Origin of the sequence: Streptomyces sp. NBC_00443, from assembly GCF_036014175.1 — a bacterium.
Classification (GTDB): domain Bacteria; phylum Actinomycetota; class Actinomycetes; order Streptomycetales; family Streptomycetaceae; genus Streptomyces.
The window spans coordinates 6,695,606-6,721,035 of record NZ_CP107917.1 but is presented as its reverse complement, the minus strand read 5'-3'; the positions used below and the strand labels follow the sequence as shown (position 1 = coordinate 6,721,035).

Here is a 25,430-nt window from a genome sequence, read left to right as displayed (position 1 = left end):
GCAACCGGATCGCCATCTGCTGGAATACCGGGCCTGAGAGACTTTGTTCCGTACTTGAACATACGGAATGAACATCACGGAGTACGAAGCTCCGCTCTCGACCCTGAAAGGCAAAGGCACTTTCATGCCCCTGGCCCTGCTCGCCCTGGCCGTCGGCGCCTTCGGCATAGGTACGACCGAGTTCGTGATGATGGGCCTGCTGCCCGAAGTCGCCAACGACCTGGACATCTCGATCCCCACCGCCGGACACCTGGTCTCGGCGTACGCCCTCGGCGTCGTCATCGGCGCCCCCCTGCTGGCCGCGGTCACGGCACGCATGCCCCGCCGCACGGTCCTGATCGGCCTGATGGCCCTGTTCGTCGCGGGCAACGCGCTGTCCGCCTTCGCCCCCGACTACCAGTGGCTGATGGCCGCCCGCTTCCTCAGCGGCCTGCCGCACGGTGCCTTCTTCGGCGTCGGCGCGGTCGTGGCGACGAGCATGGTCGCGCCGGAGCGCAAGGCCCGCTCCGTGTCGCTGATGTTCCTCGGCCTGACGATGGCCAACGTCGCGGGCGTGCCGGTGGCCACGCTGATGGGCCAGAGCCTGGGCTGGCGGGCCACCTTCCTCGGCGTGAGCACGATCGGCCTGGCCGCGATGGCGGCGCTGGCGCTGCTCATCCCGCGCGCCGAGCCGCACGCCGCCGAGCGGGCCGGCCTGCGCGGCGAGCTGGCCGCCCTGCGCTCCCTGCCGGTGTGGCTGGCGCTCGGCACGACGGTCGCGGGCTTCGGCGCGCTGTTCGCCGCGTACAGCTACATCACGCCGATGCTCACCGACGCCGCCGGATACACCGACGCCAGCGTGACGCTGCTGCTGGCGCTGTTCGGTGTCGGGGCGACGGCGGGCAACCTGCTGGGCGGGCGCCTGGCGGACCACGCGATGCGGCGGACGCTGTTCGGGGGCCTGCTCTCGCTGGCGCTGATCCTGGCTCTCTTCCCGCTCCTGATGTCGACGGCGTGGAGCGCGGCCCTGGCGGTCGTCCTGCTGGGCATGGCCGCCTTCGCCACGGGCTCCCCGCTGCAGCTGATGGTGATGGAGAAGGCGTCCAGCGCCCCGTCCCTGGCCTCCTCGGCCAACCAGGCGGCCTTCAACCTCGCCAACGCGGGCGGTGCCTGGATCGGCGGCATCGCCCTCGCGGCGGGACTCGGGGTCACCTCGCCGGCACTGGCGGGCGCCGTACTGGCCGTCCTCGGGCTCGGCGTCGCGGGTGCCGCGTACGCGGTGGACCGGCGTCGGGTCGCCGAGCGGGCCGGGCGGGAGCGCGTGGTCGCCTCGCATGTTCCGCAGCAGGCGGAGACGGTCCAGTACTGAGTCCTGCGAGTCCTGCGAACGGAGGGGCGCCCGGTGATCACCGGGCGCCCCTCCGTTGCACACCCCTCGCGTGCACCCTCACATGCCGCCATCGCTTGTCGGTGGGTCGTAGGCCATGTCGGTGAGCTGTCGGTGGTTTGTCGGTGCGGCCTGACAACGTCGTCCCCATGACGCGAATCGACAAGAACCCCGGCGGCGCGAGCAGCGCCGTATCCGTGCGGGGGTTGGTCAAGCACTACGGCGAGACCAAGGCTCTGGACGGTGTCGACCTGGAGGTGCGCGAGGGCACCGTGATGGGCGTGCTCGGGCCGAACGGGGCCGGCAAGACCACCATCGTGCGCATCCTGTCCACGCTGCTGGCCCCGGACGCCGGAGAGGCCACCGTCGCCGGATACGACGTCCTGCGGCAGCCCCGGCAGCTGCGGAGGGTGATCGGGCTGACCGGTCAGTACGCCTCCGTCGACGAGAAGCTCCCCGGGTGGGAGAACCTGTACCTCATCGGGCGGCTTCTGGACCTGCCCCGCAAGGAGGCACGCACGCGTGCCGACGAGCTGCTGGAGCGGTTCTCGCTGACCGACGCGGCCAAGCGGCCCGCGGCGACCTACTCCGGCGGCATGCGGCGGCGGCTCGACCTGGCCGCCTCCATGATCGGCCGGCCCACGGTGCTGTTCCTCGACGAACCGACCACGGGGCTCGACCCGCGGACCCGCAACGAGGTGTGGGCCGAGGTCAAGGCCATGGTCGGGGACGGGGTGACCGTACTGCTGACCACCCAGTACATGGAGGAGGCCGAGCAGCTCGCCTCCGAGCTGACGGTCGTCGACCGGGGCAAGGTCATCGCGGGCGGGGGCATCGAGGAGCTCAAGGCCAAGGTGGGCGGGCGCACCCTGCGGATCCGGCCGACCGACGCCCTGCAGCTGCGCCCCCTCGCCGGGTACCTCGACGACCTCGGCATCACCGGCCTCGCGACCACCACCGTGGACACCGAGACCGGCACCCTGCTCGTCCCGGTGCTCAGCGACGAGCAGCTCACCGCCATCGTCGGCGCCGTCACCGCGCGGGGCGTCACCCTCGCCTCCATCTCCACCGAACTGCCCAGCCTGGACGAGGTGTTCCTGTCCCTCACCGGCCACCGAGCCAGTGCCCCGCAGGACGCCGTGCCCGCCGACGACCGCGAGGAGGTCGCCGTATGACCACCGCCACCACTCCTGCCGGCACGGCGGCAACCGCCGACGCGCGCATCTCGTTGCGGGCACATCTGCGGCACACCGGTGCGCTCGTACGCCGTAATCTCCTGTGGATCCGGCAGGACCCGGAGTCGATGTTCGACGCCATCCTGATGCCGATCGTCTTCACGCTGCTGTTCGTGTACGTCTTCGGCGGCTCGATCGGGCAGGCGCTCGGCGGCGGCCAGGAGGACTACGTCCAGTACGTCGTGCCCGGCATGATGGCCATGATGGGCATGAGCATGGCCATGTCGGTCGGGACCGGGTTCAACCAGGACTTCAACACCGGCGTCATGGACCGGTTCCGGTCCCTGCCGATCGGACGCGGCTCGGTGCTCTTCGCCAAGATCGCGGTGGAACTCCTGCGCATGATGATCGCCACCACGATCATGCTGATCGTCGGCGTCCTGGTCGGCTTCGACATCACCAACTGGGGCGGGCTGCTCGCGGCCGTGGCGCTGGCCGCGCTGTTCGGGTCGGCGCTGATGTGGGTGTTCCTCACCCTCGGCGTGATCCTGAAGAGCGCGCAGTCCGTGCAGGGGCTCGGCTTCCTGGTGCTGATGCCGCTCCAGTTCGGCTCGTCGATCTTCGCGCCGACCACGTCGATGCCGGGCTGGCTGCAGTCCTTCACCGACGTCAACCCGCTGTCCTCGCTCGCGGACGCCGCGCGCGGCCTGATGGTGGGCGGCCCGGTCGCGCACGACCTGTGGGTGACCGTCGCCTGGTCGGTCGGCCTCACGGCGATCATGGCGCCGATCGCGATCCACAAGTTCCGCACGAAGAACTGACGTTCCATACAAAGAACTGACGTTCCGTACGAGGAACCGACGGACGTCAGATCAGGGCGGTGGCCTCCCGGGAGGAGAGGCCACCGCCCTCCGTGTACGCCGCCTCGTAGGCCGCGTCGCCGAGCACCGCGCGGGTGCGCTCCGCCGCCCCTTCGTACACCTTGCGCTCGTGTGTCGACGCGACGTACCGGGCGGGGAGCAGCCCGTCGGCGGCGCCGAGGCAGCGGGCGGCGTCGCGGGCACGGCAACCGCCGTCGACGCGGGCCAGGGCGAAGGCGGCGGTGCTCAGAAACGCCGAGCGCATCTGCGGGGCGATCGCCTCGGACAGCGGTTCCTCGGCGCGTTCCAGGGCGCGCTTGATGGTGTCCAGGGACCGCGCGTACCGGCCGTCGGCCGCGTCCAGCCAGGCCTCCGCACCGAGAATGAAGGCATCGAAGACGACGAAATGGGCGATCTTGAACTGCTCCCGCAACAACCGGAGTTGCTCACGCGCCTCGGAGATCCGGCCGATCATGCCGAGCCGGCCGGCCAGGATCAGCCGGGCGAACGGCATCGCCTGGTCGTTCCCGCCGCTCGCCTCGTCGATGACCGCACGCAGCAGCCGCTCGCCCCGCTCGCCGTCGCCCGCCTCGATCATGACGCTGCCGAGCCGGGCCCTGAGTACGCCCTTCTGGGCGTGGGCGCCGAGCCGTTCGGCACGCTCGATCGCCGCCTCGTAGTTGGCTGCGGCCCTGTCCCACTCACCCTTGCGTTCGCATGCCTCGGCGCGCGCGGCGAGGGCCTCGGCGGTGCCCCACAGGTCGCCGAGGCGCTCGTAGATCTCCAGCGACTCCTCGGCATCGCGGATGGCGTCGCCCTCGCCCGCCCAGTCGCTGCGGTTGGCGTACAGGTTGGCGCGCCACTGCAGGCTCGCGGCGAGCTCCCAGTCGTACCCGGGCGTCTCCCGGGAGGTGCGGACGGTGGCGTCGAGGACGGTCCGCAGCCTCTCCATGTCCCCGGTGAGCATGACGGCGAAGATCCAGAGGTAGCCGGGCAGCCGGCAGGTCTGCGGCATGCCGGGCTCGTAGGTGGCGGCGATGGCATGCAGCTTGGCCTGTGCCCCAGGGGTCTCCCAGGCCTCCAACTCGGTGTCCATGCAGGCGAGATGGACGAGATGGACACCGCGCCGTGCCTCTTCGAGGGCCTCCCCTGTCCACGGGGGCGGGGTGTCCGTGCAGCGTTCCCACACCGGTTGCGCGGGGCGGACCGGCTCGGTGAAGGGGTCGGGGCCGAGGGCCTGGACCTCGCGGGACCAGTTGCGGGCCTCGATCCGCAGATCACGCATCTGCCAGTACCAGCCCAGCGACAGGATCAGGCACAGCGCCTCCTGCTCGTCGCGGTCGGCGACCGCGTGGCGCAGGGCGATGCGCAGGTTCTCGTACTCGCGCTCCAGCCGCTCGATGGCGGCGAGCTGACCGGGCCCGCGCAGCAGCGCGTCGGTGGTGCGGGCGAGTTCGCGGTAGTACGTCAGATGCGCGCGCTCGGCCTCTACGCGCCGGCCGGTCTCGTCGAGGCGCTCGCCGGCGTACTCGGCGACGGTCTCCAGAAGCCGGTAGCGCATCGCGCCGCCCGCCGAAGGGGCGGCCACCACCAGGGACTTGTCGACGAGCGAGCCGAGCGAGTCCAGGGCGCCCGGTCCGCACACGGCCTCGGCGGCGGTGAGGTCGCAGCCGCCCGCGAAGACGGACAGCCGCCGCAGCACGTCGCGCTCGTCCTCGTCCAGCAGCTCCCAGGACCAGTCGACGACCGCGCGCAGGGTCTGCTGGCGGGGCCGGACGGTGCGGCTGCCGGAGGTGAGGAGGCGGAAGCGGTCGTCCAGGCGTTCCGCGATCTGGCGTGGGGTGAGCATGCGGAGCCGGGCGGCGGCGAGTTCGATGGCGAGCGGGAGGCCGTCGAGGCGCAGGCAGATCTCGGCGCAGGCCGCGGCGGTCTCGTCGTCGGCGTCCACGCGGAAGCCGGGCCGGGCGGCCGCACCCCGGTCGGCGAGGAGCCGCAGCGCGACGGGCTCGGGCAACGGCTCGACGGGCCGCAGCAACTCCCCCGGTACGCCGAGGGCCTCGCGGCTGGTGGCCAGTACCGTCAGCTCCGGACAGCGCTCCAGCAGCTCCGCGACGAGGCGGGCGGCGGCCTCGACGACGTGCTCGCAGTTGTCGAGGATCAGCAGCATCCGGCGTTTGCCGCAGTGCTCGGCGAGCCGCTCGACGGGGTCGTCGTGCCGGTCGGACCCGGCCCGCATGGCCTCGGCGCCGGCGCCGTACAGCACGGTCTCGCGGGCGCCGACGGCGGTGAGTACGGCCTCCGGCACGGCCTCGGGGGCGTCGACCGGCGCGAGCTCGGCCAGCCACACCCCGTCCGGGGCACCGTCCCGCACACTCTCGGCAGCCTCCTGCGACAGCCGCGTCTTCCCGGCCCCGCCGGGGCCGAGCAGCGTGACGAGCCGGGCGGTGCCGAGGTCCCCGCGGATGGCCTCGATGTCGGCTTCCCGGCCGACGAAGGAGGTGAGCCGGGCGCGGAGGTTGCCGGGGGGCGGGGTGACCCGGGGTGCGCCTGGCGGGTCGGCGGAGGCATCCGCGCGGGCGGCGCGGTTGCCGGTCGGGGAGCCGAGCGTGACGGCCCGGCGGTGCGCGCCGTCGGTGCTACGTGCGTCGGGCGCGGCGGCAACGCCGGGGGCGCTCGGAGGGCCGGGAAGGTGCGCCTCGCCGGGCGCGGCCGTGGGGCGTGCGCGGGGGCCGGTGCCCATGCCGGCTCCGGCCCCCGCGCCGGACCCGCCCGTGCCTTCGTCGGCGGGCCTCGTACGCTGCGCTTCGGTGCCGGTGTCGGGGTCGGTGCGGCCGGGTCCGTGGACGTCGGGGGCCGCGGGCGTCCCGCCGTTGCCCGATCGGTCCGCCCCGGCGTCAGCGTCCCCAAGCCCGCCGTCGCGCGCCCGCGGACCGGACCCCCATCCGCCGCCCCTCGGGCGGAGCAGCTCCGTGTGCAGGGAGCGCAGTTCCGGGCCCGGGTCCGAGCCGAGACGCTCTGCCAGGAGGCGTCGTACGTCCTCGTACGCCACCAGTGCCTCCGCCGTGCGGCCCGCGTCGCGCAGGGCGCGCAGGCGCAGGGCCTGGAGAGGCTCGTCCAGGGGGTGGGTGTCGCACAGGGCGGTCAGTTCGGGCAGGGACTGTTCGGCGTGGCCGAGGGCGAGGGCGGCGGTGTGGCGGGCGCGCAGCGCGTCGAGGCGCCGGGTCGCCTGGCGGCCCGCCTCGGCGGTGCGGTCGGGCAGGTCGGCGAGGGCGGGCCCGCGCCACAGTGCGAGGGCGTCGTCGAGGACGACGGCGGCCTTGGCGGGGTCGCCGTCGGCCAACGCGCGCGTGCCCTCGCCGACGAGCCGCTCGAAGCGGTGCAGGTCGATGTCGTCGGGCGCGGCGGCGAGCCGGTAGCCGCCTTCCGCCGAGACCACGGCGTCCGCCCCGAGGGCCCGCCGCAACCGCCCGACGAGCGCCTGCAACGCACCCGTGGCGTCGGCGGGCGGCTCCCCCTCCCACACCTCGTCGACCAGCAATCCGGCCGGCACGGTCCGGCCACCCCTCAGCGCGAGCACGGTGAGCAGGGCACGCAAACGGGCCCCGCCGACAGGAACGGGGCTGCCGTCGGGGTGGAGTACCTGGGTGGTGCCGAGGATGCGATAGCGCACGGGGTCCATTGTCTCTGGTGGTCGCGAGGCCGGTCACGGCATCGGGGGGTGGCGGGGCGAGGCGGCTGCGGGGTGGGGTGCGGGAGCCGTCGGGTGCGGTCCGCCCGCCCGCATAGACCACCCGCCAGAACCCATGCCCCCACCATCTCCGGAACCAACGGCCCACCGCGAGACGTTTTCCGCGTGCGCCCGGTACGGTCGGGCAGTCCCGACGTCCCGTCCCTCCAGGAGCCCGTCCTCATGACCACCGCTCTCACCCGCCGCAGCGACCGGCGGATCAGCCCCGTCTTCGTGGGGATCCTGGCCGTCACGGCGGTGACGGGCTGGGCCACCTGGACCGGGTTCGCCGAGCAGCCCGGCCTGGCCGTGTTCCTGTTCGTGACGGCCGCCTGGATCGTGTCCCTGTGTCTGCACGAGTACGCACACGCGCGTACCGCCCTGCACAGCGGGGACATCTCGGTCGGCGCGAAGGGCTACCTCTCACTCAACCCTCTGAAGTACACGCACGCCCTGCTCAGCATCGTGCTCCCCGTCATCTTCGTGATCATGGGCGGCATCGGCCTCCCCGGCGGTGCCGTCTTCATCGAGCGCGGGCGGATCCGGGGGCGCTGGCGGCACAGTCTGATCTCGGCGGCCGGGCCGCTGACGAACGTGCTGTTCGCCGTCGTGTGCACCGCCCCGTTCTGGCTGGGCGCCCTGGACGGCGTCCCCCGCGACTTCCGGTTCGCGCTCGCCTTCCTCGCACTGCTCCAGGTCACGGCGGCGATCCTGAACTTCCTGCCGGTCCCCGGCCTGGACGGCTACGGCGTGATCGAGCCGTGGCTGTCGCAGAAGGTCAGGCGTCAGGTGGAGCCGTTCGCGCCGTTCGGGCTGCTGTTCGTGTTCGCGCTGCTGTGGGTGCCGGAGGTCAACGGCGTGTTCTTCGACATGATCGACGCCGTCCTGCGCGGCCTCGGCATCAGCGACTTCGACACGTACTGCGGCTACGACCTGTTCCGCTTCTGGCGGGACTCCAACGAGCTCTGCTCGATCAGCGGATGACCCGGTTCGGGCTCAGCCCCTGAGCGAGTCCCGCCGCTCGTCCCTGCCCCGCTTCACGTAGTACCAGCACATGTTGCTGGACAGCCCCGCCAGCAGCACCCAGACGATCCCCAGCAAGCTGCCCTGCGCGAACGAGACCACGGCCGCGGCCACGGCGAGCACACAGACGATCAGGGTATAGACACCAAGGCGGGGCATTTCACTCGGCTCCTTCGGGGGACACTGCTACGCCGACCAGTGTCCCCCATCCCGTCATACGTCCGTGACGCGGAGCCCCGCGTGTGCCTTGTAGCGCCGGTTCACCGAGATCAGGTTCGCGACCAGCGCCTCGACCTGGTGGGCGTTGCGCAGCCGCCCCGCGAAGACGCCGCGCATGCCGGGGATGCGGCCCGCCAGCGCCTGGACGATCTCGACGTCCGCCCGGACCTCGCCGAGGACCATCACGTCGGTGTCGATCTCGTCGATCTCGGGGTCCTCCAGCAGGACGGCCGACAGATGGTGGAAGGCCGCGGTCACCCGGGAGTCCGGCAGCAGGGCGGCGGCCTGCTCGGCGGCGCTGCCCTCCTCCGGCTTCAGCGCGTAGGCGCCCTGCTTGTCGAAGCCGAGCGGGTTGACGCAGTCGACGACCAGCTTGCCGGCCAGCTCCTCGCGCAGGGATTCGAGGGTCTTGCCGTGGCCCTCCCACGGCACGGCGACGATCACGATGTCGCTGCGCCGCGCGCACTCGGCGTTGTCGGCACCCTCGACGCCGTGCCCGAGTTCCTCGGCGGCGGACTCGGCACGCTCGGCGGCCCGCGAGCCGATGATCACCTTCTGGCCGGCCCGGGCGAGCCGGTAGGCGAGGCCCTTGCCCTGCGGCCCGGTCCCGCCGAGCACGCCGACGGCGAGCCCGGAGACGTCCGGGAGGTCCCAGGGGTCCTTGGCCGGGGCCTTCGCGGACGCCTGGGCGGGCTGCTGTGCACTGTCGCTAGAGGTCATGCGCCGACTTTACGTCCGCCCCGCCCGGCCCAAAGGGCTCAGGTGAGCTCCGTCACGGGCACCCGCCGGAAGGTGATGGTCTCGTACGCGCTGAAGTCGCCGGTCTCGTAGAGGAGTCCGACCGCCTCGTCGTCGATCCGTACGAGGTCCGAGTACGCGGCGGGCAGTCCGTCCACCGTGTGCGCCGACCGCCAGGTGATGCCGCCGTCGGTGGAGGCGCGGACGGTCATCAGGGCGCGGAAGCCGGGGTCGGCGGGGCCGGAGTAGAGCAGCACGTCGGGGTCGCGCAGGTACAGGACGCTGCCCTCGCAGACGGGGGCGGCGAGGCCGGCCTGGGGACGGAAGGGTTTCACCAGCGTCGCGCCGCCGTCCTCGGAGTAGGCGTCGGCGCGGGTTCCGGGGGACGTGGAGTCGTTGCGGGTGTTGAAGTAGACGCGCCCGTCCGGGAGTTCGGCGGCGGTGGTCTCGTTGACGTTGACGTAGCCGTCGGTGTTGCCGTCGACGTACCCGATGCGCCAGGTGGCGCCGCGGTCGTCGCTGAGCAGGCAGTGGCCGCCGTTGTACTTGCCCTCCGTGCCGTTGTCCCGTCCGGCGGGCGGCAGGGAGTGGTTGGCGGCGACGACGACCCGGCCGCCGGCCAGCTGGACGGCGTGGCCCGGGGTGGTGGCGTACCAGCGCCACTCCGGCCGTTTCGTGCCCTTGGTGATCTCCGTCGGCGCGGACCAGGTCGCGCCCTCGTCGTCGCTGTGCTGGACCCAGACCCGCCGCCCGTCCGCGGCGCTCACCACACCGCGGCGGATGGCGCTCTCGGTGGCGAGGGCGGCGTTGCGGACGTGGACGAGCAGGATGCGGCCGGTGTCGAGCACGACGGGAGCCGGGTTGCCGGCGAGGTCGTCACCGTTCTTGGCGGCGACCTGGAGCGGGCCCCAGGTGCGGCCGCCGTCGGTGGAGCGCTTCAGCACGATGTCGATGTTCCCGAAGTCGTCGTGCGAGCCGACCCGGCCCTCGCAGAAGGCGAGGAGGGTGCCGGTGGACGTGGCGACGACGGCGGGGATGCGGAAGCTCGCGTAGCCCTCGCGGCCGGCGCGGAAGGGGACGCTGGTCTCTGCCATGGGGGGCTCCTCGGATGGCCGGTCGCCGCGGCTCGGTCACCGGTGGCTGCGCGGCCGGTGTACGGACGGATGTGCGGACGGATGTGCGGACGGATGTGCGGGATAACGAGTCCATCTGCCCAAGTCGGGCGAATTCGTGGTGAACTCCGGGTCACGAGTGGTCGGTTGCGGCAGGATGCGGTCGCATGGATGCCGTACGTGTCGCGTTGCTGCGCGAAGTACTCGCCGGAACCGAGTGGTTGGGAGCCACCCGGCGGTTCGCGGGTGCGCTGCGGACGTCGGCGGTGGCACACAGGGGCGGGCTGCTGCTGGTCGGCACGCCGCAGTACGAGCCGTGGCATCTGGCGGCCCATCTGGTCGACGAGGCCGCGTGGTCGGGCACTCCGGAGCTGGCCCCGACACTCGTACGGCATCACGCGCGCGCCTCGGATCCGGCACATCTGGCGGTCGGCCTCGGACGGTTGGCGGCGGCGCGGCGCGGGGAGACGCTGCTGGTGGTGTCGCCGGAAGGGCCGGGAGCGCCGCTCCTGGAGCGGGTGCACGACGCCCGGCTGGCCGGCGCGACGGTGCTGGCGCTCGGCACCGGCGAGGGTGAACTGACGTCGATGGCCCACGAGACGCTGACCGTGCCGGAGGGTGCGGAGCTGGACCTGGACACCGTGCAGCACCTGGTGAGCGCGGCGGCCGGCGAGAACGCGCTGCCCGCTCCGCGGGGCCGCCGGCGTTTCCGGGACCGCCTGTCCCGCCTGGCGGACTGCCTGACGGCGCCGCCGCCCACGGGCTGGTGACCACTGGCCGGTGACCGGCGCCTCGCCCGCAAATCCGTTTGCCTCGCGGTACCGCACCGCCTGAGCATGGCCCTTCGTGACCGACGACTCCCCCACACCTCCCTCGCCGCCTTCCCGCTTCCGGGGCGTGCTGCCCGACCTGGCCCCTTGGCGGGCCTCCGTCGACTTCCGGAGGCTGTGGCTGGCAGGGCTGGTCTCCTACTTCGGCAGCTTCCTGACCTTCGTCGCGCTGCCCGTGCAGATCAAGGAGCTGACCGGGTCGGCCGCAGCGGTCGGGGCGATCGGGGCCGTGCAGCTGGTGCCGCTGATCGTGTTCGGGCTGTACGGGGGTGCGCTCGCCGACGCGCTCGACAAGCGGAAGCTGATCTGGTGGACGGAGGTCGGGCAGGCGGTCCTCAGCGCGGTGCTGCTGGTCAACGCGCTGCTGCCGAGCCCCGCCATCTGGCCGCTGTATGTCGTCGCCGCCCTGGCCTCCGCCCTGGTGTCGGTCCAGCGCCCGGCCATGGACGCCCTGCTGCCCCGGATCGTGGCCCACGACCACCTTCCCGCCGCCGCCTCGCTCAACGCGCTGCGCTGGCAGGTCGGCGGCGTCGCGGGCCCGGCCCTGGCCGGCGTGGTCGTGGCGTACGCGGGCCTTGGCTGGGCGTACGGCGCGGATCTGCTGACCTTCGTCGTCTCCGTGCTGCTCGTGCTCGGGCTCGCGCCCTCCCCCGCCGCCCACGAGGCCGCGAAGCCGTCCCTGAAGGCCATCGCCGAGGGCGCCCGCTACGCCTGGAACCGCAAGGAACTCCTCGGCACGTACGTCATCGACATCGCGGCGATGCTCTTCGCGATGCCGCTCGCCGTACTGCCGTTCCTCGCCGACGAGTTGAACGCCCCCTGGGCGCTGGGCCTGATGTACGCGGCGCTGCCGGCCGGCGGGATGCTGGTGAGCCTGACCAGCGGCTGGACCTCGCGGGTGCACCGGCACGGGCGGGCCGTCGTCGTGGCGGCAGCTCTGTGGGGCACGGCGATCGCGGCGGCCGGTGTCGTCGGGAACGTATGGCTGGTCCTGCTGTTCCTGACCCTCGGCGGCGCCGCCGACATGGTCAGCGGCATGTTCCGCGGGGTGATGTGGAACCAGACGATCCCGGACGAGCTGCGCGGCCGGCTGGCCGGGATCGAGCTGCTGTCGTACTCGGTCGGCCCGCAACTGGGCCAGACCTACGTGGGCGGCATCGCGGCCTGGCAGGGTGTACGGGCGTCGATCTGGTCGGGCGGGGTGCTGTGCGTGGGCGCGTTGGGGCTGCTGGCGCTGTGCCTGCCGAAGCTGATGACGTACGACGCGCGGACGAGCGAGCACGCGGTGCGGCTGCGGGAGCAGCGGGCGGCGGCAGCGGCCGCGCGGGCGCCGGCGGCGGAACCCGCGCCGGCGCCCGCGAAGGGCTGATCAGTCGTCCTCCGCCGGGCGGCTCGGGGCGTCGTGCCACCGCGGGTCGCCCTCCCACTCCAGGTTGCGCTCACGGGCGAGGTCCATCGCCTGCTGGGCCTCCTGCCGGGTGGCGTACGGTCCGAAGCGGTCCTTGGCCGGGCACTCCGGTCCTTCCTCGACCTTCTTGTGGACGAGGCAGTAGTACCACTCGCCCGGCTTGCCGACGGTCCGCTTCTTGAACAAGGCCATGTCCGGCTCCTCTCGCCATCGACATGTTCCCCCATGGCCGCTGGTTAGACTCGCTGGCATGTCTGGCCAGTCGCTGCTCGTCCCAGGGGAGCTCTCCCCCACCCGTTCCGTGCCCGGAAACATCCGCCGCCCCGAGTACGTCGGCAAGCCCGCGCCGACGCCGTACACGGGTCCGGAGGTGCAGACTCCGGAGACCGTCGAGGCGATGCGTGTCGCCGGCCGTATCGCCGCGCGGGCGATGGCCGAGGCGGCGAAGCTGATCGCACCCGGTGTCACGACGGACGAGCTGGACAAGGTGGCGCACGCGTACATGTGCGACCACGGCGCCTACCCCTCCACGCTCGGCTACCGCGGCTTTCCGAAGTCCCTGTGCACCAGCGTCAACGAGGTGATCTGCCACGGCATCCCGGACTCGACGGTGCTGCGCGACGGCGACATCGTCAATCTCGACGTGACCGCGTACATCGGCGGGGTGCACGGCGACAACAACGCCACGTACCTGGTCGGCGACGTCGACGAGGAGAGCCGCCTGCTGGTGGAGCGCACCCGCGAGTCCCTGAGCCGCGCGATCAAGGCGGTCAGGCCGGGCCGCCAGATCAACATCATCGGGCGGGTCATCGAGTCGTACGCCAAGCGCTTCGGCTACGGCGTGGTCCGCGACTTCACCGGCCACGGCATCAACTCCTCGTTCCACTCGGGCCTGATCGTCCCGCACTACGACAGCCCGCACGCGACGACGGTCATCCAGCCCGGCATGACCTTCACGATCGAGCCGATGCTGACGCTCGGGACGCACGAGTACGACATGTGGGACGACGGCTGGACGGTCGTCACGAAGGACCGCAAGCGCACCGCGCAGTTCGAGCACACGCTGGTGGTGACGGAGACGGGGACGGAGATCCTCACACTGCCGTAACCGAGCAGGTCACCGAACCCGTCCTTCGCCCTGCGGGGGGCGGGTTTTCTCGGTACTCTTTTACCGACACAGCGTCGGCAAACCTATTGACTTAGGTAAGCCTAACCTCAGAAAATGCTCCCATGGACTCCTTCTCGACAGTCATCCGCACCGCCTCCCACGAGCAGCACGTGGAGGCGGAGACCTCGACGTTCATGAGCGACCTGCTCGGCGGCCGGCTGGGCGTGGACGCGTACGCGCGCTACACCGAGCAGCTGTGGTTCGTGTACGAGGCGCTGGAGACCGGCACCGAGCGGCTGGCGTCGGACCCGGTGACCGGCCCGTTCATCCAGCCGGAGCTGTTCCGGCTGACGTCACTGGAGCGGGACCTGGCGCATCTGCGGGGTCCGCAGTGGCGGACGGGCCTGTCGGCACTGCCCGCGACGCAGGCGTATGCGGACAGGGTGCGGGAGTGCGCGGACGCGTGGCCGGCCGGCTACATCGCCCACCACTACACGCGCTACCTCGGCGACCTCTCCGGCGGCCAGATCATCCGCGACAAGGCGGAGAAGACCTGGGGCTTCGCCCGCAAGGGCGACGGGGTCCGCTTCTACGTCTTCGAGGAGATCACCAACCCGGCGGCGTTCAAGCGGGGTTACCGCGAACTCCTGGACCAGGTCCGCTCCGACGACCTGGAGAAGCAGCGGATCGTGGCGGAGTGCAAGAAGGCGTTCGCCTTGAACACGGCGGTGTTCCGGGCGTTGGGCGAGGAGTTCCCGCTGAGCGCCTGAGTGCGCCCGGAGATCAGCGCTCCAGGAAGACCCGCCCTCCGATCTCCACCCAGCCCTCGGGCTGCGGTGCGGTGAGGATCTGGGATCCGGCTCCCTGGGTGATGTTGAGGGCGCGGCCCAGGCGGTCGGTGAGCAGCAGGGCTGCCGCGCCGGTCGCCTCGTCCTCGTCGATGCCGTCGCCGCGGCCGGGGAAGCCGCGGGCCCGGACCCGTCCGGCCGCCTCGTCCTCCCACGCCCAGGCGTACTCCCCTTCACCAGCCGGCGGCACGTCAAGGGCGTCCACCTCGGCCGCCGTCCCGTACTGCCGCAGGGTGCGCGGCGGGGCCCACTCCGCCCGGGCCTCGATCCAGCTGAACTCGCCGTCCAGCCGTGCCCCGACGACGCCGGCCGGGGTGACCAGCTCGGGCACGTCGAGGAGCCAGGCCGTGCCGACGCAGGGGTGACCGGCGAAGGGCAGGCGCAGGGTGGGGGTGTAGACGTCGATGACTCCGCGCTCGGGGTCGTCGACGAACACGGTCTCGCTGTAGCCGAGCTTGCCGGCGAAGGCCTGCCGGTCGGCCCGGTCGGGCATGACGGAGCCCTCGCGGACGACGCCGAGTTCGTTGCCGTATCCGCCGTCGGGGCCGCAGAAGACGCGCAGGGCGTCGAAGTCGGTCACGTCGAAGTCAGTCACGGGGAAATTGAAACATCACCCGGGTGGCGAGCTCGTCCCAGGCGGCGGCTCCGCCGGGGAGGGGCAGGAAGCGGGTGGGGGGCACGCCGTAGGGCAGCGAGGCGATCGTGTCGCCGTACGCCCTTTCCATGGTGGCCCGTTGGCGTTCCGTGCCCGGGTCGTCGGCGCGTGCCGCCAGCCCTTGCATCCGGTGCTCGTGGACCTCGGTCACCTCTTCGGCAGCCCGGCGCCACTCCTGTTCGTCCGGCACCCGCCCCAGCTCCACGCACTCCGGAGTCCGGTCCTCCGCCAGCGCCGCCACGGCCCGATCGTGGCCGTCGAGGATCATCCAGCCGTCCAGGAAGCTCACCCACCACAGCAGGACCGGCGCGAGTGTGCCGTCGCGGGCGTGCTTGCGGTACGCCTTCACTCGCGCGGCATCCGGCGCCGAGAGGCGGCGCAGCGGGAGAACTCCGTGCCAGCCGCCTCCGCAGTACAGCTCCAGTCGGCCGCCCGGCCAGTCCCGTACGAAGTCCTCGGTCCAGATGCCCGGCGGGAAACCGGTCCGCCGGGCCAGCTCCCAGCGTCCGTCCCGCAACGGGGTCCCGTCCGCTTCCTCCAGCCAACGCGCGTACTGGTGCGGCCAGTTGACCGACGACCGCATGGCCGACGACCGCAGCGGCGGAAGCGGTGAGCGGTAGCCGTCGAGGCGGTGCAGACGGAGCTCCGGGCAGCAGCCCTCGCCCGCCGACCGGCCCAGCAGCACAGGGCGGTCTCCCTGCCGCAGCAGCAGCCGTCCCCGGTCCGCGGTCTCGAAACGCAACGCCGGCGGGCCGGGACGGTCTCGTACGTTCAGTACCAGCCGCCCCGGCCCCAGCAGTTCTCTGTGCCCCCTGTTCATGGGGACAGTCTTACGCCTCGGTGCGCCGCCTGCGCATCGCGAACACCACGGCCGCGCCCGCGGCTGCGGTCACCGCGGCGGCCGTGCCCAGCGCCGCCACCGGCACGTCCGAGCCGGTGTTGGCGAGGCCGCCCGTCACACCGCCCGTCGTCGAGCCCGTGCCGCCGGTGGTCGAACCCGCGGTACCGGAGCCGCCGCCGGTCGAACCGCCCGTGGAACCGCCCGTCGAGCCCCCTGTCGAGCCGTCGCCGCCGGGCAGGTCCGCGTCCGCCGTCAGGGCCACCGCCAGGTCGACCGGGTCGAGTTCGGTGCCGGCGGCGTAGAAGCCGCCGAAGGCCTTCGCGCCGGCCTCGGTGAGGGTGGCCTTGACGTCTTCGACCGTGATGACGTCGTCCTGCGCGGTCAGGCCTGACTCGTTCGCCTTCAGGTCGGCCAGGACCACGTCCTCGGTCTTCTCGCCGAGGCTGGTGACATCGGCGGTGAGTTCGCCGGTGCCCTCGTCGAGGGTCGCGCGGAGGTTGTTGAGGGTGAGGTCGAGGCCGTAGCCGCCGCTGTCGCCCTCGCCCTTGTGGCCCTTGAAGTTGACGGCGCCCTCGAAGCTCGCGGAGAGGGTTCCGGCGTCGGTGTCGTACTCCCCTGTCGCGTCGACGAAGGTGAAGGCACCGTTGCCGGTGGCCTGCGAGGCGCCGTCCGACGTCGTGATCTCGCCCTTCGCGACGGTGCCCACGACGTACGAACGGAAGGACTGCTTGACACCCCAGTCGAGCGTGCCGTCGGCTATGTCGCCCTGGGCCGGGGCCTCGGTGGCGGGTTCGGAGGGCTCGGCGCTCGTGGACGGCGAGGCGGACCCGGTCGCCGTGGCAGTCGGGGTCGGGGACTGCGTGGCCGTCGCGGTCGGCGTCGGGGTCGGGCTCGGGGACTGCGTGGCGGTGGCCGTGGGCGTCGGCGTGGGCGTGGGCGTCAGCGTGGGCGTCGGCGACTGGGGAGGCGTCTTCTGTACGACGGTGAGCGGGTCGCCCGCCGCGCCCTCGTAGCTCGCGCTGCCAAAGACGTCCGCGGCCTCCTTCGTCAGCTTGGTCGCCATGTCGGTCATCGCCCGGGTCACGGTGACGTCGGCGAGCGGCACGTCCTGCGCGGTCGTACCGGACTTGGTGACGTCGGCGGTGATCTCGGCGGCCGCGCTGTCGAAGCGCACGTCGGACAGGGCGATGTCGAAGCCGTGCAGCTTGGAGACGATCTGCAGGCCGCCCTTGAAGCCGAGGTCGACGGTGTGGGCCGTGGAGTCGTAGGTGCCGGTGCCCTCCGTGAAGGTGAACGCGCCGTTCCCGGCGGCCTGCGAGGCACCGTCCTTCGCGGTGAAGGTGCCGGCCGCCATGCCGGTCACATAGGTGCGGTACGACTGCTTGATGCCCCACATCAACTCGTAGCCGCTGAACTGGACTTCGGCCGCCGAGGCGGTGCCGGCGCCGAGCGTGGCGAGTGCGGTGGCGCCCAGCGTGGCCGCGGTGGCGACGGCGGCGGCGGCGGCGAGGGCGACGGGACGGCGTCTGCGCGAAGTGGCGGACATGGTCGGGGTTCTCCTTGCGGTGGGTGGGAGTCCGCCGCGGCGGCCGGGGGCGGCGCGGGCACGGCGGTCAGGGCATGGGGAAGTCCTCTTGGGACGTTCAGTCCTCGGTCAGTCCTCGGTGGACGGGGGGACGGCCTCACCGGCCGGCCGGGTACGGCGCCTGCGTACGGTGACGAATGCGAAGGCCGCGCCCGCGAGCAGCAGGAACCCGGCCGCGAGGCCGATGGGCAGCGTGGGGATGCCGTCGTCGTCGGAGGCGTTCGCGACGGGTTCGGCCGACGAGTCGGGCGACGCCGACGACTTGTCCGGCGTCGCGCTCGCCGTGGCGGTGCTGCCCAGGTCGGGCAGGGCGGGCAGTTCGGCGTCGTCGGTGGTGGCGACGGCCAGGGACACCGGGTCCATCTCGGTGCCCGCCTTGTACATCCCCCCGAAGGCCTCGGCGCCCTCGGCGGTGAGCTTCGCGGGGGCCTCAGTGACCTTCGCCAGGCCGTCCTTCGCCTTCAGACCCTTGGCCGTGAAGGTGACCAGGGGGACCTTGTCGCCGGTGAAGCCGGCGCCGGTCACGTCGGCGAGGAGCGTGCCCTTGCCGTCCTCGATGGTGACGCCCCGTCGGGGAAGCGGAACAGCGCACCGCCGTCCTCGGCGCCGGACGACAGGGTCCACTCGCCCTTGGCGATGTCCCCGGTGACGTACTCCCGGAACCTGCGGCGCACTCCCCAGTCGACGGCGCCGTTCACGAGCTTGCCGCTCGAAGTCTCCTTCTTCGCCCGGGACTTGGTGGCGCTCGGCGTGGGCGAGGACGTCGGCTTCTTGCTCGCCGCCGCGCGCACGTCCGCCGACAGACTGACCGGGGAGTGCGCTCGGTGGGGCGGTGGTGTTGCTTGCGGCGGATCTTGCGGCGCGGACGGTTGCGGCGCCGGCGGAGTTGCCGCTGGGTGTTTTGACGGCTCTGTTGGGGAGCCCGTTCTTCTTCTGGTTGCTGCGTCGGACTCGGCGTCGACAAGGGGGGTGGGCCTAGGGGTCGAATGTCGACTGCGGGTGTGTGGGGGCTGGTCGCGCCCACGCGGCGGAGCCGCACATTGACACAGCCCCGCGCCCCTGAGCGGCATCACCCCACCCGCGACAGCAACTCGCCCTCCGTCAAAGGACCCCTTCCATGAGACTCCTCCGCCACCGTCCAACCCCTCCCGCCCCCGCCCAACCCCGCGACACCCTCGCCGAAGCCGAGAACCTTCACGTGCGGCTCGGTGCACGCACCGTCCTGCATGGCGTGTCCGTCACCGTCCGGGCCGGCGAGGTCCTCGCCCTCGTCGGGCCCAACGGCGCCGGAAAGTCCACCCTGTTGAGCGCGCTGGCCGCCGATCTTCCGGCTGCCAAGGGGGTCGTACGGATCCACGGGCGCCCGGCGGGCGACTGGTCGGCGCCCGAACTCGCCCTGCGCCGCGCCGTGCTTCCCCAGTCGGCGTCCCTCTCGTTCCCCTTCACGGTCGAGGAGGTCGTCCGGATGGGCCGCGCCCCCTGGGCGGCCGTACACCCCGACGGGGACGACCGTGCCGTCGCCGAGGCCATGGCCGCCACCGAGGTGACGGAGTTCGCCGTACGGCCGTTCTCCGCGCTCAGTGGTGGCGAGCGGGCCCGTGTCGCGTTCGCGCGGGTGCTCGCGCAGCGTGCCCCGTTGCTGCTGCTCGACGAGCCGACGGCGGCGCTGGACCTCAAGCACCAGGAGCTGGTGCTGCGGTTGTGCCGGGAGCGGGCGCGGGCCGGGGACGCGGTGGTGGTCGTACTCCACGATCTGGGGCTCGCGGCGGCCCACGCGCACCGGGTGGCGATCCTGCGTGCCGGGCGGGTCGCGGCGGACGGGCCGCCCGCCGAGGTGTTCTCCGACCGGCTGCTGTCGGAGGTCTACGACCAGCCGGTGGAGGTGCTCCCGCATCCGCGGACGGGAGAGGTCCTGGTGACCCCACGACGCTGAAGCCGGGCAACCTTTGACGTTCCTTTGACTTCCCCATGGGGACGATTTTGGCCAATTCGACGATCCTTAGGTGCGTTAGGTGAGCCTCACCTTCCCGTTCCGCGTGAGGCCCGTCCCCGTCGTGCACTCTTTTCGGCCACCCACTGGAGCCCTCATGCGACCCGCCAGACTCTCCGTCGTCACCGCCGCCGCCACCGTGGCGGCCCTGACCGCCGTCACGGGGTGCACCGAGAAAGGCAGTTCGGCGGGCGATGACCGGGTCGTCGGCGTGACCGCGACGGACGACAGGTGCGAGGTGTCGAAGAAGGAGTTCCCGGCCGGGCACGTCGAACTCGCCATCGAGAACAAGGGTTCCAAGGTCACCGAGGTCTACATCCTCTTCCCGGACGACCGCATCGTCACCGAGCGCGAGAACATAGGCCCCGGCACCAAGCAGACGGTGACCGCCGAGGTGAAGGCGGGCGACTACACCATCGCCTGCAAGCCCGGCATGAAGGGCGACGGCATCCGGCAGACCGTCAAGGCCACCGGCAAGGGCGCGGCCGCCAAGCGCGACCCCCGGCTGGACAAGGCCGTCGCCGCCTACCGCGAGTACGCGCAGGAGCAGGCCGACGAGACGCTGCCGAAGGCGGAGGCGTTCGCCGAGGCGGTCAAGGACGGCGACATCGAGGCCGCGAAGAAGGCCTACGCCCCCTCCCGCATCGGCTGGGAGCGCACCGAGCCGGTCGCGGAGTCCTTCGGTGACATCGACCCGAAGGTCGACGTCCGCGAGGACGGCCTGGAGGACGGCCAGAAGTGGACCGGCTGGCACCGCCTGGAGAAGTCCCTCTGGCAGGACAAGAAGCTCACCGCCGAGGACACGACCCTCGCCGACCAGCTGATCACTGACCTGAAGGACTGGCAGAAGCGGGTCGGCAAGGCCGAGATCACCCCGACCTCCATGGCCAACGGCGCCAAGGAACTGCTCGACGAGGTCGCCACCGGCAAGGTCACCGGCGAGGAGGAGCGCTACTCGCACACCGACCTGGTCGACTTCAAGGCCAATGTCGAAGGCGCCGAGAAGGCGTACGAGCTGCTGAAGCCGGTCGCGCAGGAGAACGAACCGGCACTGGTCACCGAGCTCGACAAGCAGTTCGCGGCACTGGACACGCTGCTCGACAAGTACCGGGCGGACAAGTCGTCGTACGACTTCACCTCGTACGACAAGGTGGGCAAGGCAGACCGCAAGGAGCTGTCGGACGGTGTCAACGCCCTCGCCGAGCCGCTGTCCAAGCTCGCCGCCGCCGTCGTCGTCAAGTAGGGACAACGCCATGACGGAATCGACCGAAGGCACTCCCTCCCGGCGTGCGCTGATCGGCTGGGGCGGTGCCGGGCTCGCGCTCGGTGCCGTCGCGGCCGGCGGTGCCGTGGCCATGACGCGCACCGGCAACGACGTGGAACCGGTCGGCGCGGCGGCAGGCGGTGCCGTCGCCTTCCACGGTGACCACCAGGCCGGTATCGCCACCCCGGTGCAGGACCGGCTGCACTTCGCCGCGTTCGACGTGAAGACCGACGACCGGGCCGAGTTCGTGCGGATGCTCAAGGACTGGACGGCCGCCGCGCGCCGGATGAGTGCCGGGCAGCCGGTCGGCGAGGGCGGGTTCGGCGGTCTCGCCGAGGCGCCGCCGGACGACACCGGTGAGGCGCTGGGGCTGAAGCCGTCGCGGCTGACACTGACGATCGGCTTCGGGCCGTCGCTCTTCGAGAAGTACGGCGAGAGCTTCGGCATCGCGGACGCCCGCCCCGAAGCACTCGTCGAGCTGCCGAAGTTCGCCGGCGACAACCTGGACCGGAACCGCAGCGGCGGCGACCTGTGCATCCAGGCCTGCGCGGACGACCCGCAGGTCGCCGTGCACGCCATCCGCAACCTGGCCCGCATCGGCTTCGGCAAGGTCGTCATCCGCTGGTCCCAGCTGGGCTTCGGGAAGACCTCGTCCACGACCCCCGAGGAGCAGACCCCGCGCAACCTCATGGGCTTCAAGGACGGCACCCGCAACATCGCGGGGACGGAGACGGACCGTCTGAAGAAGTTCGTGTGGGTGGACCCCTCCGAGGGTCCCGCGTGGCTGAACGGCGGCTCCTACCTCGTCGCGCGTCGCATCCGAATGCACATCGAGACCTGGGACCGCACGTCTCTCCAGGAGCAGGAGGACATCATCGGCCGGGACAAGGGCGAGGGCGCCCCGGTCGGGAAGGCGAAGGAGCGCGACAAGCCGTTCCTGAAGGCGATGCTGCCGGACGCGCACGTCCGGCTCGCGCACCCCGACTCCAACGACGGGGCGACGATCCTGCGACGCGGCTACTCCTTCACCGACGGCACCGACGGCCTCGGCCGCCTCGATGCGGGCCTGTTCTTCCTCGCCTACCAGCGTGACCCGCGCACCGGGTTCATCCGGATCCAGCGCAACCTGGCCCCCGACTCGCTCAACGAGTACATCCAGCACGTGGGTTCGGCGCTCTTCGCGGTCCCGCCCGGCGTCCGCGACAAGGACGACTGGTGGGGCAGCACGCTGTTCTCCGAGGAGGCGTAGCCCGTGTTCTCCAACTACCTGATCGGCCTGCGCGAGGGGCTGGAAGCGAGCCTCGTCGTCTGCATCCTCATCGCGTACCTGGTCAAGACCGACCGCCGGGACGCGCTGAAGCCCATCTGGATCGGCATCGGAGTCGCCCTCGCCCTCGCGCTCGGCTTCGGCTGCGCGCTCGAATTCGGCTCCCAGGAGCTGACGTTCGAGGCACAGGAGGCGCTCGGCGGCTCCCTGTCGATCATCGCGGTGGGCCTGGTGACGTGGATGGTCTTCTGGATGCGGCGCACCGCCCGGCATCTCAAGTCCGAGCTGCACGGCAAACTGGACGCCGCCCTTCAGATGGGCACGGGCGCGCTGGTCGCGACCGCGTTCCTGGCCGTCGGCCGGGAGGGCCTGGAGACGGCCCTGTTCGTGTGGGCGTCGGTGCGCGCGGCCGGCGACGGCACCCCGCGCCCGCTGATCGGCGTCGCCCTCGGCATCGCCACGGCGGTCGCCCTGGGCTGGCTCTTCTACCGCGGCGCCGTGCGCATCAACCTCGCCAAGTTCTTCACGTGGACCGGCGGCATGCTGGTCGTCGTGGCGGCGGGCGTGCTCGCGTACGGGGTCCACGACCTGCAGGAGGCGCGCTGGGTGCCGGGCCTGAGCGACAAGGCGTTCGACATCAGCGACACCGTCGATCCGTCCAGTTGGTACGGGACCCTGCTGAAGGGCGTCTTCAACTTCCAGCCGGACCCGACCGTCCTCCAGGTCACGGTGTGGCTGCTGTACCTGATCCCGACGCTCGCGCTGTTCCTCGCCCCGGTAGGGTTCGCCTCCGGGAAGGGGAAGGTGAAGGCACCTGATGAGCAGGGATCGCGGCCCTCGAAGGCTCCGCAGGCTTGACCGGAGCGCACTGATAGCGGCATCGCTGACCGCTTTGTCGTTGACGGCAAGCGGATGCGTGGTGGTTCACGGGGAGAAGGAAGTGCTCCCCTCGGCCACCAAGGCGGAGGCCGCCAAGGCCCTCCAGCAGTTCACCGCCGCGTACAACAAGGCCGACAAGGCCTACGACAGCTCCCTGGACGCCGACCATGTCACCGGCGCCTTCGGCGCCATCGACGAGGCGCGGCTGAAGGCGGGCAAGGCGGTCAGTCCCGAGGGCAACGCGGCGCACACGCCGCTGGAGCTGTCGGACACCACGTTCACGATCCCCAAGAAGGCGGGCTGGCCACGCTGGTTCGTGGCCGACGCGGCCGCCAACAAGGGCGGCACCGCCCGCTGGGTGTTCGTGTTCAGCCGCGACAGTCTGGCCGATCCGTGGGAGGCGGCGTATCTGACGCTGCTGGCCCCCGATGACGTACCGGAGTTCAAGACGGACAAGGACGGCTGGGCCGAGGCCGTCTCCGCGAACTCCACCGAACTGGCCGTGGCGCCTAAGGACTTGAGCAAGGACTACGCGACCTACCTCAAGGACGGCGGGGACACCTTCGCAGGCGGCCGTCACACCAGCACCTGGCGTACCGAGCGGTCACAGAAGGCCGAGCGGCCGGGCCTGGTCAGGCAGTACATCGACGAGCCGCTGACGAGCGGCGACTACCAGCCGCTGGCGCTGCGCACGAAGGACGGCGGGGCGCTGGTGTTCTTCACCACGCGCCACTACGAGAAGGAGACCGCCCACACGGGCGCGGCCGTCCCCACCCCGAGCAAGGGCGTGCTGGCGCTGACGAACGGCGAGATCAAGCAGTCGCTGACGATGGAGTTCGTCTCCACCGAGGTGGCGCTGGACCCGAAGGGCTCCGGAAAGGTCCAGGTCATCGGCCGGATCCAGGGGATGACGTCGGCGAAGGGCGAGTAGCGCGCGGCCGGGACTCAGTGGCGGCGCAGGGGCCAGGCCGCGGAGACGTGGTCGGGCTCCTCGCCGACGTAGCGGGCGCAGGCGTCGGTGAGGATCTCCAGGAGGCTGAGCGGGTCGGGCAGCGGGTGTTCGAGGCCGCGTACCCAGTGGACGGTCTGGTCACCGGGCAGCTGCGCGGGCGGTACGAGGACGTAGGAGCCGCGGCAGTGCCAGCGCAGTCCCGGGTGCTCGTCCATGGTCTCGGGGTGGCAGTCCAGCTCGCAGGGCCACCACTCGTCCTCGTCCTCGGGGGTGCCGCGAGTGAGGGTGAAGAACAGCAGACGGCCGTCGTCGCTCTCGGCGACCGGGCCGACCTCGATGCCGGCGTCAAGCAGCCGCTGCAGCGCCTCGAGCCCGGCCTCGACGGGGACGTCCATGACGTCGTGCACCATGCCGGTGGCGGTGATGAAGTTGGCCTGCGGCTGGTGGCGGGCCCAGCGCTCGATCTGGGCGCGGTCGGTGGTGGACTGCGTCTGCCAGGCGAAGGACACGGGGTGCCGGGCGGGCGTGGGACAGCCGACGCGATCACAGGAACATCGGTAGCCGGCCGGGTGCGCGGCGGGCGCGAGCGGCAGTCCCACCGCCGCGGCGGCGAGCAGCAGGGCCTCCCGGCCACCGTCGCCGGCGGCCTCCTTGGGGCGGCGGCCGCGCAGCCACTGGGAGATTTTGCCCTGCAGGCCGGTCCGGCCCAACTCCGCGCTCATCTATCCCCTCGCCTCGCTGTCGTGCGGAACAGCATGCCCTATGGTCCCACCATCGTGCGCTTCGGGGGGCCGTAGCGGACAACCGGGCCAGGTGGGGCGAGGCGTACACAGCACGTGGATCATCAGCAATGCGCTGCTTCGGCGGTAATTACGCCCTTACCGCGTGCGCGGGGCGATGCCGTGCAGGGCGTAGTCGACCAGGGTGTCCGTGTACTCGTACGTGATCGGGCCCGTGTACTGGAGCCAGCGCTGGGCAAGGGGGGAGACCCAGAGTTCGAGGGCGATGCGCGGATCGACGTCCTGCCGGACCTGGCCGGCCTCCTGGGCGGCGCGCACCCGGTCGACGTACAGCTGGAGCGAGGGTGCGAGGAGCTTGGCCACGAAGACCCGGCCGAGCTCCTCGTTGACCACGCCCTCGGCGGCCAGGGCGCGGGACGGGATCTCGAAGCTGGGGTCTTTCAGCTGGTCGACGGTGAGGCGCAGCACAGCCTTGAGGTCGGCGGCGAGGTCGCCGGTGTCCGGGATGGCGAACTCGTACTCCGGGCCCGCGTCCCGGGACGCCTGTTCGCTCAGGTCGAGGAAGGCCTCCAGCAGGACGTCCGCCTTCGACGACCACCAGCGGTAGATCGTCTGCTTGCCGACGCCGGCCCGGGCGGCGATGCCCTCGATCGTGGTCCTGGGGTAGCCGACCTCCCCGACGAGGGCGAGGGCGGCGTCGTAGATGGCCCGGCGGGACTTCTCGCTCCGGCGGGTGCTGTTGGGTGCGGGCTGAGCGGACTTCTGAGCTGCCATGGCTCGAATTTACCAGGTTGACAAGACGGAGCGTCTCGCTGGACTCTGAGGGAGTAGTGAATCGAGACG

The 25,430-nt window shown here is 71.8% G+C and carries 23 protein-coding genes and 2 pseudogenes; 14 read left to right on the top strand and 11 right to left on the bottom strand.

Annotation, left to right across the window (positions count from 1 at the left end; all coding sequences use genetic code 11):
* Positions 1 to 124 precede the first annotated feature (124 nt).
* From OHO27_RS30630 to OHO27_RS30620, 3 genes are all read left to right on the top strand, one after another.
* Entirely contained in the window at positions 125 to 1,348 is a 1,224-nt protein-coding gene (locus OHO27_RS30630; RefSeq protein ID WP_328428198.1) for an MFS transporter, read from the top strand.
* A 167-nt stretch (positions 1,349 to 1,515) separates the two neighbouring features.
* A complete protein-coding gene (locus tag OHO27_RS30625) occupies positions 1,516 to 2,541 on the top strand; it encodes an ATP-binding cassette domain-containing protein (RefSeq protein ID WP_328428197.1) in 1,026 nt (341 codons plus the stop codon).
* The gene (locus OHO27_RS30620) at positions 2,538 to 3,362 is read left to right on the top strand and encodes an ABC transporter permease (RefSeq protein ID WP_328428196.1); all 825 of its coding nucleotides are present in this window, start codon (positions 2,538 to 2,540) and stop codon (positions 3,360 to 3,362) included. The genes OHO27_RS30625 and OHO27_RS30620 overlap by 4 nt, the downstream gene beginning before the upstream one ends.
* 46 nt (positions 3,363 to 3,408) lie before the next feature.
* Here the strand turns inward: OHO27_RS30620 and OHO27_RS30615 are convergent, their stop codons facing one another.
* A complete protein-coding gene (locus OHO27_RS30615; protein ID WP_328428195.1) occupies positions 3,409 to 7,080 on the bottom strand; it encodes an AfsR/SARP family transcriptional regulator in 3,672 nt (1,223 codons plus the stop codon).
* 231 nt (positions 7,081 to 7,311) lie between these two features.
* Between OHO27_RS30615 and OHO27_RS30610 the strand changes: the two genes are divergently transcribed.
* Positions 7,312 to 8,112: a site-2 protease family protein gene (locus OHO27_RS30610; RefSeq protein WP_328428194.1), complete on the top strand. Its 801-nt coding sequence runs from the start codon at positions 7,312 to 7,314 to the stop codon at positions 8,110 to 8,112.
* Positions 8,113 to 8,124: 12 nt separating this feature from the next.
* Here the strand turns inward: OHO27_RS30610 and OHO27_RS30605 are convergent, their stop codons facing one another.
* The 3 genes from OHO27_RS30605 to OHO27_RS30595 are packed head-to-tail and all read right to left on the bottom strand — an operon-like array spanning position 8,125 to position 10,202.
* Entirely contained in the window at positions 8,125 to 8,310 is a 186-nt protein-coding gene (locus OHO27_RS30605; protein ID WP_328428193.1) for a hypothetical protein, read from the bottom strand.
* A gap of 54 nt (positions 8,311 to 8,364) precedes the next feature.
* Positions 8,365 to 9,090: an NADPH-dependent F420 reductase gene (gene npdG / locus OHO27_RS30600; RefSeq protein ID WP_328428192.1), complete on the bottom strand. Its 726-nt coding sequence runs from the start codon at positions 9,088 to 9,090 to the stop codon at positions 8,365 to 8,367.
* Positions 9,091 to 9,128: 38 nt separating this feature from the next.
* Positions 9,129 to 10,202, bottom strand: a complete 1,074-nt coding sequence (locus OHO27_RS30595; RefSeq protein ID WP_328428191.1) for a sialidase family protein — start codon at positions 10,200 to 10,202, stop codon at positions 9,129 to 9,131.
* 185 nt (positions 10,203 to 10,387) lie between these two features.
* On the opposite strand from OHO27_RS30595, the gene OHO27_RS30590 reads away from it, so the two are divergent.
* Positions 10,388 to 10,990, top strand: a complete 603-nt coding sequence (locus OHO27_RS30590; protein ID WP_328428190.1) for a hypothetical protein — start codon at positions 10,388 to 10,390, stop codon at positions 10,988 to 10,990.
* A 76-nt stretch (positions 10,991 to 11,066) separates the two neighbouring features.
* The gene (locus tag OHO27_RS30585) at positions 11,067 to 12,419 is read left to right on the top strand and encodes an MFS transporter (protein ID WP_328428189.1); all 1,353 of its coding nucleotides are present in this window, start codon (positions 11,067 to 11,069) and stop codon (positions 12,417 to 12,419) included.
* On the opposite strand, the gene OHO27_RS30580 is transcribed toward OHO27_RS30585, so the two are convergent.
* Entirely contained in the window at positions 12,420 to 12,650 is a 231-nt protein-coding gene (locus tag OHO27_RS30580; RefSeq protein WP_328428188.1) for a hypothetical protein, read from the bottom strand.
* Positions 12,651 to 12,708: 58 nt separating this feature from the next.
* On the opposite strand from OHO27_RS30580, the gene map reads away from it, so the two are divergent.
* Together map and OHO27_RS30570 are read left to right on the top strand one after the other, a co-directional pair.
* Positions 12,709 to 13,566, top strand: a complete 858-nt coding sequence (map, locus tag OHO27_RS30575) for a type I methionyl aminopeptidase (RefSeq protein ID WP_328428187.1) — start codon at positions 12,709 to 12,711, stop codon at positions 13,564 to 13,566.
* A 122-nt stretch (positions 13,567 to 13,688) separates the two neighbouring features.
* Positions 13,689 to 14,336 carry a biliverdin-producing heme oxygenase gene (locus OHO27_RS30570; protein ID WP_328428186.1) on the top strand — a complete coding sequence of 216 codons (648 nt, stop codon included), beginning with the start codon at positions 13,689 to 13,691 and terminating at the stop codon, positions 14,334 to 14,336.
* Between the two features lie 13 nt (positions 14,337 to 14,349).
* Here OHO27_RS30570 and OHO27_RS30565 read toward each other — a convergent pair whose 3' ends face one another.
* The 4 genes and pseudogenes from OHO27_RS30565 to OHO27_RS30550 form a co-directional block, all read right to left on the bottom strand.
* Positions 14,350 to 14,994 carry a PhzF family phenazine biosynthesis protein gene (locus tag OHO27_RS30565; protein WP_328430600.1) on the bottom strand — a complete coding sequence of 215 codons (645 nt, stop codon included), beginning with the start codon at positions 14,992 to 14,994 and terminating at the stop codon, positions 14,350 to 14,352.
* A gap of 7 nt (positions 14,995 to 15,001) precedes the next feature.
* Positions 15,002 to 15,889 carry a hypothetical protein gene (locus OHO27_RS30560; RefSeq protein WP_328428185.1) on the bottom strand — a complete coding sequence of 296 codons (888 nt, stop codon included), beginning with the start codon at positions 15,887 to 15,889 and terminating at the stop codon, positions 15,002 to 15,004.
* 10 nt (positions 15,890 to 15,899) lie between these two features.
* The gene (locus OHO27_RS30555) at positions 15,900 to 17,456 is read right to left on the bottom strand and encodes an HtaA domain-containing protein (protein WP_328428184.1); all 1,557 of its coding nucleotides are present in this window, start codon (positions 17,454 to 17,456) and stop codon (positions 15,900 to 15,902) included.
* 108 nt (positions 17,457 to 17,564) lie between these two features.
* Positions 17,565 to 18,169 (bottom strand): annotated as a pseudogene (locus tag OHO27_RS30550) (HtaA domain-containing protein).
* Positions 18,170 to 18,303: 134 nt separating this feature from the next.
* Here OHO27_RS30550 and OHO27_RS30545 point away from each other — a divergent pair.
* The 6 genes and pseudogenes from OHO27_RS30545 to OHO27_RS30520 all read left to right on the top strand — a co-directional run.
* Positions 18,304 to 18,474, top strand: a pseudogene (locus OHO27_RS30545) (iron chelate uptake ABC transporter family permease subunit); the annotation flags it as partial.
* A 138-nt stretch (positions 18,475 to 18,612) separates the two neighbouring features.
* Complete coding sequence (locus tag OHO27_RS30540) at positions 18,613 to 19,428, top strand: heme ABC transporter ATP-binding protein (protein ID WP_328428183.1); 816 nt, start codon at positions 18,613 to 18,615, stop codon at positions 19,426 to 19,428.
* 154 nt (positions 19,429 to 19,582) lie between these two features.
* The gene (gene efeO, locus OHO27_RS30535) at positions 19,583 to 20,728 is read left to right on the top strand and encodes an iron uptake system protein EfeO (protein ID WP_328428182.1); all 1,146 of its coding nucleotides are present in this window, start codon (positions 19,583 to 19,585) and stop codon (positions 20,726 to 20,728) included.
* Between the two features lie 10 nt (positions 20,729 to 20,738).
* Positions 20,739 to 21,998: an iron uptake transporter deferrochelatase/peroxidase subunit gene (gene efeB, locus OHO27_RS30530; RefSeq protein WP_328428181.1), complete on the top strand. Its 1,260-nt coding sequence runs from the start codon at positions 20,739 to 20,741 to the stop codon at positions 21,996 to 21,998.
* A gap of 3 nt (positions 21,999 to 22,001) precedes the next feature.
* A complete protein-coding gene (gene efeU, locus OHO27_RS30525) occupies positions 22,002 to 22,874 on the top strand; it encodes an iron uptake transporter permease EfeU (RefSeq protein WP_328428180.1) in 873 nt (290 codons plus the stop codon).
* A complete protein-coding gene (locus OHO27_RS30520; protein ID WP_328428179.1) occupies positions 22,834 to 23,826 on the top strand; it encodes a hypothetical protein in 993 nt (330 codons plus the stop codon). Before efeU ends, OHO27_RS30520 begins: the two co-directional genes overlap by 41 nt.
* Positions 23,827 to 23,840: 14 nt before the next feature.
* On the opposite strand, the gene OHO27_RS30515 is transcribed toward OHO27_RS30520, so the two are convergent.
* Together OHO27_RS30515 and OHO27_RS30510 are read right to left on the bottom strand one after the other, a co-directional pair.
* On the bottom strand, positions 23,841 to 24,569 hold the full coding sequence (locus OHO27_RS30515; protein ID WP_328428178.1) for a bifunctional DNA primase/polymerase: 729 nt from the start codon (positions 24,567 to 24,569) through the stop codon (positions 23,841 to 23,843).
* A gap of 156 nt (positions 24,570 to 24,725) precedes the next feature.
* Complete coding sequence (locus OHO27_RS30510; RefSeq protein WP_328428177.1) at positions 24,726 to 25,361, bottom strand: TetR/AcrR family transcriptional regulator; 636 nt, start codon at positions 25,359 to 25,361, stop codon at positions 24,726 to 24,728.
* Positions 25,362 to 25,430 lie beyond the last annotated feature (69 nt).

Bases quoted from the DNA above. Each gene is read 5' to 3' on its own strand.
- OHO27_RS30570 (WP_328428186.1), top strand. From the start codon at position 13,689: ATGGACTCCTTCTCGACAGTCATCCGCACCGCCTCCCACGAGCAGCAC.
- OHO27_RS30620 (WP_328428196.1), top strand. From the start codon at position 2,538: ATGACCACCGCCACCACTCCTGCCGGCACGGCGGCAACCGCCGACGCG.
- npdG (WP_328428192.1), bottom strand. From the start codon at position 9,090: ATGACCTCTAGCGACAGTGCACAGCAGCCCGCCCAGGCGTCCGCGAAG.
- OHO27_RS30510 (WP_328428177.1), bottom strand. From the start codon at position 25,361: ATGGCAGCTCAGAAGTCCGCTCAGCCCGCACCCAACAGCACCCGCCGG.
- OHO27_RS30625 (WP_328428197.1), top strand. From the start codon at position 1,516: ATGACGCGAATCGACAAGAACCCCGGCGGCGCGAGCAGCGCCGTATCC.
- OHO27_RS30520 (WP_328428179.1), top strand. From the start codon at position 22,834: ATGAGCAGGGATCGCGGCCCTCGAAGGCTCCGCAGGCTTGACCGGAGC.
- OHO27_RS30580 (WP_328428188.1), bottom strand. From the start codon at position 12,650: ATGGCCTTGTTCAAGAAGCGGACCGTCGGCAAGCCGGGCGAGTGGTAC.
- OHO27_RS30595 (WP_328428191.1), bottom strand. From the start codon at position 10,202: ATGGCAGAGACCAGCGTCCCCTTCCGCGCCGGCCGCGAGGGCTACGCG.
- efeB (WP_328428181.1), top strand. From the start codon at position 20,739: ATGACGGAATCGACCGAAGGCACTCCCTCCCGGCGTGCGCTGATCGGC.
- OHO27_RS30615 (WP_328428195.1), bottom strand. From the start codon at position 7,080: ATGGACCCCGTGCGCTATCGCATCCTCGGCACCACCCAGGTACTCCAC.
- OHO27_RS30605 (WP_328428193.1), bottom strand. From the start codon at position 8,310: ATGCCCCGCCTTGGTGTCTATACCCTGATCGTCTGTGTGCTCGCCGTG.
- OHO27_RS30555 (WP_328428184.1), bottom strand. From the start codon at position 17,456: ATGTCCGCCACTTCGCGCAGACGCCGTCCCGTCGCCCTCGCCGCCGCC.
- OHO27_RS30590 (WP_328428190.1), top strand. From the start codon at position 10,388: ATGGATGCCGTACGTGTCGCGTTGCTGCGCGAAGTACTCGCCGGAACC.
- OHO27_RS30560 (WP_328428185.1), bottom strand. From the start codon at position 15,889: ATGAACAGGGGGCACAGAGAACTGCTGGGGCCGGGGCGGCTGGTACTG.
- OHO27_RS30515 (WP_328428178.1), bottom strand. From the start codon at position 24,569: ATGAGCGCGGAGTTGGGCCGGACCGGCCTGCAGGGCAAAATCTCCCAG.
- OHO27_RS30540 (WP_328428183.1), top strand. From the start codon at position 18,613: ATGAGACTCCTCCGCCACCGTCCAACCCCTCCCGCCCCCGCCCAACCC.
- map (WP_328428187.1), top strand. From the start codon at position 12,709: ATGTCTGGCCAGTCGCTGCTCGTCCCAGGGGAGCTCTCCCCCACCCGT.
- OHO27_RS30610 (WP_328428194.1), top strand. From the start codon at position 7,312: ATGACCACCGCTCTCACCCGCCGCAGCGACCGGCGGATCAGCCCCGTC.
- OHO27_RS30630 (WP_328428198.1), top strand. From the start codon at position 125: ATGCCCCTGGCCCTGCTCGCCCTGGCCGTCGGCGCCTTCGGCATAGGT.
- efeO (WP_328428182.1), top strand. From the start codon at position 19,583: ATGCGACCCGCCAGACTCTCCGTCGTCACCGCCGCCGCCACCGTGGCG.